Origin of the sequence: Neorhizobium sp. SHOUNA12A (assembly GCF_023006505.1) — a bacterium.
Classification (GTDB): domain Bacteria; phylum Pseudomonadota; class Alphaproteobacteria; order Rhizobiales; family Rhizobiaceae; genus Neorhizobium.
In genome coordinates, this window is sequence record NZ_JALBGV010000043.1 from 41,098 (window position 1) to 50,800 (window position 9,703).

Consider the following 9,703-nt stretch of genomic DNA (forward strand, 5'->3'; position numbering starts at 1 on the left):
TCTCTCCGTTCAAACCTGCTCGGTGAGCGCGCGCTCAAGCGCCTCGAGCTTTTCCAGGTCCAGTTCCGGCCAAACGGTTGCTGCCTGCACCAGCGTCTTTGCGGCGAGTGGCGCGGGCGGCGGCTTGGACGCAAGACGAGGAACCTCCGCAATCAAGATGCGGCGCGTCGTTTCGTCGGCCATAAGCTTCGCGATGGGAATATTCGCCACCCGAGCCCCTTGTGGGAAATCGCTTGCCCGCGCCACGCTGCGCTGGCCGGAAACGACCTGCTCCCATTGTTTTTCGATGAGCAGGTGTTCGCCGCGCACCGGTCCCGTCTCGGGAAGGCCGAGCCGTTCGAACTGATCGGAGGGTGCATCGGAGGCACGCATCAGATCGACGAGCAGCTCGGCCATCCGCATTTCAATTCTATCATCTCTGAGCGGATTTTTCTGCTCGGGATCCGTCTCAAGATCGTAGAGCAGGGTCCCGAAAACCCAGGGGCCCCGGATCGTCCATCCCGGCATGCGCAGGACGGGGGCTCCCTTGGTGAAAGAGAAAGGCGGCGCGAGCTCCGCCTTCGACAGTTCGTCCGGGGAGAAGCGGGCGCGCATGTGGGTCGGCATCAGCGTATATTCATGGAGCGGCGAATTGTCCTCGGTGGCGCAGCATCGCATGTAGACGTAACGGCCGTCGGTGACACACACGTGCCCCCCGAAATTCCCGAACAGTCCCGCCTTGCGAACCGGAGCATCGTTTCTGACGGTCTCGAGAAGCGGTTTTCCCTGCATATCAGGCGTCGGCCGGATGCCGAAGAGGTCGAGGAGCGTCGGCGCTATGTCTATGGTCTGAACGAGTGCGGAACGTCGTTCGCCGGCAACCCTTGCCCGCGGATCCCAGACGAAGAAGGGCGTGTGGATCGTCTCGTCGTACCACGGCATGACGGATTTACCCCACCAGCCCCTTTCGCCGAGCATATAACCATGGTCCGTGCAGACGATCAGCATCGTATCGTCCCACATGTTCTTCTCGTCCATCATGTCAAGCAGCCGGCCGAGATTGCGGTCGCACATCGAAAGCAGCGCCAGATAACGATACCGCGCCTGGAGGACCCGTTCTTCCGCCTCGGTGACGCGATCATAGGGCGGCCAGTCGAAATCCTCGCCGGTATCGGGGTAGAGCGCCTGATATTCGGCATAGCTGAAAAACGGCTCGTGCGGATCGAAAGTCTCGAGCTGCAGCATCCAATCGTCCTGGCCGGCATTGGTTTCGATGAATTGCAGCCCGGCATCGAATGTCCGCGTTTGCGGGTGGTCACGCTCGTCCCTGAGATAAGTCCGGTTGATCGGGTCCTGCCGCTTCATCTGGTAGAGGAAGTCGACGAGACGTGTGCGATCCACACCTTCGACAATGCCTTTCCAGAGGTCGCCTTCCTGGCCGCGAAAGAACTCGTGCGAAGAAAAGCGCGTGTGATAGGTCGCCCCCCCATCCTCCCAATAATGCTGATGGTCGGTGACCAAGTGGGTGTAGATACCGGCGTTTCTCAGCAATTCCGGCACGCTATCGTCGAACGGCTCGATCGGTGACCAGGACCGGTGAAGAAAGTTGTACCTGCCGGTATGCATTTCGCGCCGGGCCGGCATGCAGGGCATGGAACCGGCATAACAGCGGTCGAACGTGGCCGTCTTTTCCGCAAGCCGCCCGAAATTCGGGGCATGGGCCGTCTTGTCGCCATAGGGCGGCAGAAGGCGGCGGTTGAGGCTGTCGAACATCAGGACGATGGCGCGCATGGTTCAAGCCGTCATTGCGAGGGCGCGGAACGCGGCGCGCCGTTCCGCCTGCCTTGCGGGATCGGCGACGGGGGCGGCGAGAAGCAGGCGCTTGGTGTAGTCGTGAGCGGGGCGAGCCGTTACCTGATCGCATTCTCCGAATTCGACGATCTCGCCGAAGCGCATGACCGCAACGCGATGCGAGATGTGACGCACCGCAGCCAGATCGTGGGAAACGAAAAGATAGGCGACGCCCGTCCGCTCCTGGATCTCGATGAACAGGTCCATGACCCGCGACTGGGTGGAAAGATCGAGTGCGGAGACCGGTTCGTCACAGACGATGAGGCGCGGAGAGAGCGCCAGCGCCCGGGCAATGGCGATGCGTTGACGCTGGCCGCCGGAAAACTCGCGGGCAAACCGTTCCGCCGCGTCGCTTGGCAGCGCGACCTGATCGAGCAGCTTGCGGACCTGCCGGGAAGCATCGGCACGCGAGGCGAGCCGGCGCGCGACAATCGGTTCCGTCAGGATGTCTTCTATCGTCATCGACGGGTTGAGCGAGCTATAGGGATCCTGGAAGACCGCCTGGATGGCCGCCTGGCCCTTGCGGGCGCGGGGCGGCATTCCGGCGATATTCTCGCCGTCGAACCATAGCTCGCCGGAGCTGACCGGGCCGATGCCGAGAATGGCGCGCCCGAGCGTCGTCTTGCCCGACCCGCTCTCGCCCACCAAGCCTACGGTTTCACCAGGGCGGATGGTGAGGTTGACGTGTTTCAGGACATGGTGGGCGCCGAAATGGACGTTGACGTTGCGGCAATCGACAAGGATCTGATCGTTCATGCCCGCATCTCCTCCGTCATCGGTAGTCGATATGTGCGCGTCCTGCCATCTTCGAGAACGGATCCGAGAAGCATGCGGGTGTAGTCGTGCGCCGGCGCGGCAAAGAGGTCTGCCACGGTATTGATTTCCACGATCCTGCCGTCCTTCATGACGGCCACCCGGCCGCAGCTATCCGCCACGACGCCGAAATTGTGGGTCACCAGCATGACCGCCATGTTGAACTCCTTTTGCAGGTCGCGCAGAAGATCGAGCACTTCCGCCTGCACGGTTACATCGAGCGCGGTGGTCGGTTCGTCGGCGATCAGAAGGTCGGGACTGCAGGCGACAGCACCGGCAATGAGCACGCGCTGGGCCATGCCGCCGGAGATCTCGTGCGGGTAGGCGCGAAACACCCGTTCCGGGTCCGGCAGCTTCACGCGGGCAAGCAGTTTCAGCGCCCGCCGCGTCGCTTCCGCCCGAGAGATTCCGAGCACCGTCATCATCGGCTCGACGAGCTGGAACCCGATCCGGAACGCCGGATCGAGATTGGCCATCGGCTCCTGGGGGACATAGGCGATGCGCTTGCCGCGAAGGGCACGGAGCTCATCTTCGGAAGATCTCCCCAGATCGATACCGTCGAACTGGATGGAACCGGAAAGCACACGACCCCCGGACGACAAAAGTCCGAGGATGGAAAATGCCGTCTGGCTCTTGCCCGATCCGCTTTCGCCGACGAGCCCCAGAACCTCGCCACGCCTGAGGCTGAGGCTCACGCCCTTGACGACTTCCCGCCAGCCGTCGCTTGCAGGATAGGCAACAACCAGATCGCGCACGTCGAGGAGCACGTCGGGTGCGGCGCGTGGCAGCGGTTCGCTCATCGTCCGGGGAAGGACTTTCGGCGCCCTGACCTGAACGCCGCCCTGCTGCATGCGGTCGCGGATGGCGTTCGCAAGCAGCACCAGCGAAGCGACCGTTGCGGTGATTGCCAGCCCCGGCCAGAGGATCGCCTGCGGCGAGACATAGATGTTGGAGAAGGCATCCTGCAGCATGCCGCCCCAGGTCGGCGTGCTGGGGTCGCCCAGCCCGAGGAATTCGAGACCGGACTGGACCACGATGGCGATGCCAGCGACGATGGAGGTCTGGATGACCACCGGCGCTCGCACCGAGAGCAGGATATGCCTGGTGATGATCCTGAGGTCGCTGAGACCCGAGACACGTGCGGCGTCGATATAGAGCTCGTGTTTGACGCCGTTGACGAGATTGCGCGTAAGCCGGAAGAAGCCCGGTGACAGCATCACTCCGAAAACCGCCATCGACAGGTAGATCGAGGCCCCAAGCGCCTGATAGAAGGCGAGCAATACGATCAGCGCCGGCAGCGCCATGATGCCGTCGGAGATCCAGCGGGCCACGAGGTCGAGTTTCCTGCCGTAAAAACCGGCGAAGAGCCCCGCTGTCACCCCTATGGATGCGGCGATGGCCACCGTGATCAGCGCACCGAGGAATGTGTTGCGGCCGCCATGAAGGAGACGGCTCCATATGTCACGTCCCGAACCGTCGCCGCCGAGGAGATAGCCGTCGCCGGCGACGGCATTGACCTTGAATATCTGGACGGCGGACGGATCGTTGGGGGCAAGCAGAGGCGCGAAGATCGCCGATGCGATGACGACCAGAAGCGCCAGCAAGGCCACAAGGCCTGTCGGATTGGTGAGCACCGAAAGGACGAAATGACGGCGCTGCGAAGCCGCGGGGATTGGCGGCTGGGCGGTGTTGATATCGCTCATGACATCCTCACCTTCGGATTTGCCCATGCGTTGAGGAAGTCGACCAGTATGTTCACCAGAACGACCACGATGATGAGGGTCACCACCACTCCCATGAGCACGGGAACATCGCCGATCAGCGCAGCCGAAACCGTCAACGAGCCCATACCGGGAATAGCGAATACGCGCTCGATGACGGCGGCACCACCGAGAAGGGCGATGAACTGAACCGATAGGACGGTCAGCGCCGCCGGCATCGCATTGCGCAGCGCATGGCGGTAGAGCACCGAACGGGGGCTGACGCCGCGGGAGCGGAGTGTGCGCACGTAATCCTGCTTGAGCGCATCGATGACCGCGCCCCGGATCTGCTGGGAGGCCGAGGCTATCCCCGAAAGCACCAGCGCCGTTACGGGAAGCACCAGGGAAGCCGCCCACGCGGACGGCGAGGCACTGAACGAAACATAACCCGTCGCCGGCAGCCAGCCGAACTTGACCGAGAAGGTGAGGACCAGCAGCAGGCCGAGCCAGAAATTCGGCATGGCGAAACCTGCGACGCTGACGATCTGGATTGCGCGGTCCGCCCAGCCGCCCCGGACAGCCGCGGCGATGCCGAGCATAGCCGAAAGGAGCGCCATCAGCGCCACGGCGATGGTCACCATTGACAGGGTGACGGGCAGCCGGCTCGCAAGTGCCGACGCCACGCTCTCGCTCATCGTCCATGACGGGCCGAGGTCGCCGCGAACGGCATGGCTCACCCAATCCCCGAACTGGACCATCAGCGGTCGGTCGAGCCCCAGCCGGCTGTTCAGCGCCTTCAGCTGGTCGACCGTCGCGTTCTCACCGAGGATGTTGCGGGCGACGTTGCCCGTGGCGCCGAAAACCATCATGAAGGTTACGGTCGAGACCAGGCAAAGCAGCGCGATGCCGGAAGCCACCCGTCTCAGAAGATAACGTACCATCGGCGTCCGAGCTCACTTTGCGGGCGCATAATTGCGCGGCCAAGGCACGATGTTCTGCGCCTGCATCTGGACCTTCACCTCAGCGTTGGAAATGTAGATGCTGTCGATCCGGAACCACGGCGCAAAGAAGGCATTCTCGACCATGTATCGATTGGCGGCCTGCATCGCGGCATTCTGCTCCTTGCCTGGAGGCGTATACTGGGCTGTCTTCAGGAGAGCCTCCAGTTTTTCGTCCTTTGCCTTGGAGGTGTTCCAGGGCGAGTTTGCGAAGGCGAATTTGTTGAAGTCGGCCCAGGGCGACTGGCTCCCCAGACGAAAGAGGAACATCGGGTATTTGCCCGACAGCAACTCGGCGATCGTGACATTCGGCGGAACTTTCACCCAGCTGACGGTGACGCCGATATCCTTGAGCTGCTGGGTGATGATCGGCGTATAGGCCGCAAGCGTGCCGATATCCGGCATCGTGACGCTGAAGCCGTTGGGATAACCCGCTTCGGCAAGCAGTGCACGGGCTGCCTTCGGGTCATAGTGATAGGTCCCGTCGAGCGATGGATCGAAGGCTTCGCTTGGCGGAACGAAAGGTTGATCCGTGACTTCGCCATAACCTCGGGCGACGAACTTCAGGATCGCTTTTTCATCGAATGCCATATTGAGCGCGCGCCGGACGCGGACGTCGGACAGCGCCTTTACCATTTTGCCGTCACGGTCGGAGAGAAACAGACCCAGCCAGTCCACGGGCAATCTGGAGACCGTCAGCTTGCTCGCCTCGGCCTCGGGGACGACCTGTCCTTCGCCCGCGGCGGCATCCACCTGGCCGGATTTCAGCGCATTCATCCGCGCGCTGAGATCGTTGATCGGCGTGATCGTCATGGTTTCGAACGGAAAGGCGCCGGTATTCCAATAATCCGGATTGCGCTTGTAGACGTATTGCCGTCCGGTCACCGAGCGCGCCGTGTCGTAGACGTAAGGTCCGGAACCGATCGGGAGCATCTTGGAATCAGCCTTGCCGAGCGTCGCGGGGCTCGCCATCGCGCCGCCGACGGTCGCCAGGTTGAAGAGCATGCCCGGATCTGGTTCCTTGAGGTGCAGCTTCAGCTCGGCCGGGCCTACGATCTCGACATTCTTGACGGCGCCAGCCATCCAGGTGTTCTGCCCGACGCCATCGCGCAGATATTCGAGGTTTGCCTTCACCGCCTCGGCGTTGAAGGGTGTTCCGTCGGTGAATTTGACGCCTTCTCGCAGCTTGAGCGTCAGCTCCGTGCCATCGCCGTTGAAGTGCCATTCGGTGGCCAGGTTTGGCATCGTCTTGCCGTCCGGTGCCGTGTAGAGCAGCGTGTCGAAGACCGGCATCCAGTACTGGGCGCGATGGCCGATGGAAAGGCCGGCACGGTCGAAGGTGTCGTTATCCAGAATGCCGGCGAGCGCAAGCGTCTCGGGGTTGTTCCCGACCTCTGCTTTGGCGACTGGCGGCACGGATAAAAAAGCCGCCGTCAAGGCGGACAAAATCAATCGGTTTCGCATGCTCTCCTCCCCGAGAGCCTGACTTGCCCGCTCCCCGGCCAGACAGGCTGCATGTAGCGAATAAGATCCTGCCAAATACGCATTCTTGGCATTCCAAATGCCATAGCAGTTGAGGCAATGCAGGAAAAATGCAATTAACGGCGTGACCGATAAACGAAGCTTATCACTGCCATGCTGGATCAGATCACCCACCTCTTCCGTCTCCAGGCGATCGTGGAGGAAGGCAGTCTCCGTCGTGCCGCCGAACGGCTGAACCTCACGCAGCCCGCTTTATCTCGATCTCTCGCCCAGTTGGAGGCCCATTTCGGACGGCCGCTTCTGGAGCGGCACGCACGCGGTGTCCGTCCGACGCTGTTCGGCGAGAAGGTCTTGTCGGAATCGCTGCGGATGATGCGTCACTGGGAAGTGGCCGAGCAGGAACTCATGTCCGACAGGGCAATAGGCAAGGCCTATCTGCGGATCGGCGCCGGACCGATGTGGCGCCCGGCAATCCTGCCGGAGCTGCTCGTCGACATGCAGCAGCGGTTCCCCAAGATCGTGTTCGAGCTCAGGAACAGCCGTTATGCGACCTCGATCACCGATCTCCTGGAGGGGCGCCTCGACATGCTGTTCACGGGAATGACGGTCGATGATCCGCAAGACTTCCGCCTCGTTGCGCTTCCGCTGACGAAGGTGATCAACAATGTCATGGCGCGCGAGGATCATCCGATCTTCGCCGCCCGTGATGCGGCAGGAGCGGTTCCGCCGGAGCGCCTGCTCGATTATCCCTGGCTCGTTCATTCCGAGCTTCCGATCTATCAGGCCACCACCCAGCACGGTCTTTTCGAGCGGCTGGGGCGGGAGCCCGACATCCGGTTGAGTTGCGAGAGCCTGCATTCGACATTGTCCATCCTTCAGCGGAGCGATTGCCTCTGCCTGCTGCCCAATGCGGCCGTTCTTGCGACCTCCTGCCCACGCATCGTCCCGGTGCCGGTCAACCTCAATTACAGGCATACGCGGACGGGGGTGATCTATCGCGAAGAACTCGGTGACTGGGCTCCGGTGCGCCAGCTGATCGCACTCTGTAAGGAGCGGTTTCATCTCGATAACCCACCGGAGACCGGGCGAAGCGGTCAGCAGTGATCAGTTTTTCGCATCGCTTGCTTCTGAAATTGCATTATTTGCGCATGACCTGACGCTGTATCCTTGACCAAGGCGGACGGGTTCGATGGTTGCGATCATACGTATTCCTGCCGCGTGCGAGGGAGGAATACTTGCGACCGAATATCCTTTTCATCATGTCGGATGACCATGCCGCGCGGGCAATCTCGGCCTATGGCGCAGGTCTCAACCACACCCCAAATATCGATCGGCTGGCGAAGGAGGGCGTGAGACATGACGCGACCTATGTCACGAACTCGATCTGCACGCCGTCGAGGGCCGCGATCCTGACCGGCACGCATAACCACGTCAATGGCGTCACGACGCTCGTGACGCACATGAACAATCGTATCCCCAACGTGGCCAAGCTTCTGAAAGCGGCAGGCTATCGCACCGGCATCTTCGGCAAATGGCATCTCGGCGAAGGCCCTCTCCACGAGCCGAAGGGGTTCGATGACTGGGCAGTCGTTCCAGGGCAGGGCGATTATTGGGACCCGGCCTTCATCGATCGTGATGGCCGGCGCCGAATTCCGGGCTATGTCACCGATATCATTACCGACAAATCGATCGATTTCATCGAACAAGGCGACGACCGGCCCTTCTTTCTGATGTGCCACCACAAGGCGCCCCATCGTAATTTCGTGCCCGACCACAAACACAATCATCTCTGGGCGGAAGAGGATCTTCCGCTGCCGTCGACGTTCAACGACGATTATTCCGGTCGGGCAGCGGCGGCCGCCGCCGCACGCATGCGCGTCCGGTCCGACCTCAACTGGGAGGATCTCGGGCTCGTGCAGCCGGAGGGGCCTGCCACCGTCACGGGAGAACTGATGCTGGATCAGATCCCGATTCGCCGCGTGCCGGAACTCAAAGGTGGCGAAAGCATCACCGTGGTGTGCGCTTCGACCGGCCGGAACTACACCTTCACCGATCCACAGGCTTTCGCAGAATTCAAATATCAGCGTTATATGAAGCGCTATCTCCGGACGGTTCAATCGATCGACGACAATGTCGGCCGCCTGCTCGACTACCTCGATGAAAAAGGCCTGACCGAGAACACGCTGGTGATCTACACATCGGACCAGGGCTTCTTCCTTGGTGAGCACGGCTGGTTCGACAAGCGTTTCATGTACGAGGAAAGTCTGCAGATGCCGTTTTTGGCACGTTACCCGGCAGCGGTCCCGGCCGGCACGACCAGTCGCGACCTCGCCTGCAACGTCGACTTTGCGCCCACCTTCCTGGACTATGCCGGGGTGCGGACGCCTTCCTTCATGCAAGGGCGGTCGATGCGCGCCGTGCTGGAGGGGCGGACTCCAGACGACTGGCAGCAATTGGTGTACCATCGCTATTGGATGCACAACGATGCCATCCATGGCGCCTGGGCGCATTACGGCGTGCGCGACGCCCGCTACAAGCTCATCTACTGGTACAATGACGATTTGGGACAGCCAGGCGCTCGACCGAATGGTGCCCCCCCGGAATGGGAATTATTCGACTGCGTGGAAGATCCGCACGAATTGAGAAACGTCGTGGACGATCCGAGCTATGCGGGAATTTTCCGCGAGATGCTCGACAAGCTCGACACCCATATGGCCGAGATCGGCGACATCGCCGAGCATCCCAGAGAACGGATTTAGGCAGCCGGCTTAGCACTACTTTGGCAGAATTGATTTTGAGGTCATTTGGAACCTGATACGGCAGTGTGGACATCGTTGTGGTGGATGGTGGTTTGAGAGCGCGGCTATGACGGCGCGTCGG

The 9,703-nt window shown here is 61.6% G+C and carries 7 protein-coding genes; 2 read left to right on the plus strand and 5 right to left on the minus strand.

The features are described 5' to 3' along the window. Positions 1–9: 9 nt before the first annotated feature. From MOV63_RS19180 to MOV63_RS19200, 5 genes are read right to left on the minus strand one after another with little or no spacing between them, the layout of a single operon-like run. On the minus strand, positions 10–1,770 hold the full coding sequence (locus MOV63_RS19180; protein ID WP_247035881.1) for a sulfatase-like hydrolase/transferase: 1,761 nt from the start codon (positions 1,768–1,770) through the stop codon (positions 10–12). A 3-nt stretch (positions 1,771–1,773) separates the two neighbouring features. Continuing rightward, positions 1,774–2,586 (minus strand): ATP-binding cassette domain-containing protein, encoded by an 813-nt coding sequence (locus MOV63_RS19185; protein ID WP_247035886.1) that lies wholly within the window; start codon positions 2,584–2,586, stop codon positions 1,774–1,776. Next, positions 2,583–4,346, minus strand: coding sequence for a dipeptide/oligopeptide/nickel ABC transporter permease/ATP-binding protein (locus tag MOV63_RS19190; protein ID WP_247035887.1), 1,764 nt, complete (start codon positions 4,344–4,346; stop codon positions 2,583–2,585). The genes MOV63_RS19185 and MOV63_RS19190 overlap by 4 nt, the downstream gene beginning before the upstream one ends. Continuing rightward, positions 4,343–5,284 (minus strand): ABC transporter permease, encoded by a 942-nt coding sequence (locus MOV63_RS19195; RefSeq protein WP_247035888.1) that lies wholly within the window; start codon positions 5,282–5,284, stop codon positions 4,343–4,345. Before MOV63_RS19195 ends, MOV63_RS19190 begins: the two co-directional genes overlap by 4 nt. 12 nt (positions 5,285–5,296) lie before the next feature. Next, on the minus strand, positions 5,297–6,805 hold the full coding sequence (locus MOV63_RS19200) for an ABC transporter substrate-binding protein (protein ID WP_247035890.1): 1,509 nt from the start codon (positions 6,803–6,805) through the stop codon (positions 5,297–5,299). A gap of 171 nt (positions 6,806–6,976) precedes the next feature. Between MOV63_RS19200 and MOV63_RS19205 the strand changes: the two genes are divergently transcribed. Both MOV63_RS19205 and MOV63_RS19210 read left to right on the plus strand, forming a co-directional pair. Next, entirely contained in the window at positions 6,977–7,927 is a 951-nt protein-coding gene (locus MOV63_RS19205) for a LysR family transcriptional regulator (protein WP_247035892.1), read from the plus strand. A 131-nt stretch (positions 7,928–8,058) separates the two neighbouring features. Further along, on the plus strand, positions 8,059–9,582 hold the full coding sequence (locus tag MOV63_RS19210; protein WP_258719239.1) for a sulfatase: 1,524 nt from the start codon (positions 8,059–8,061) through the stop codon (positions 9,580–9,582). Positions 9,583–9,703 lie beyond the last annotated feature (121 nt).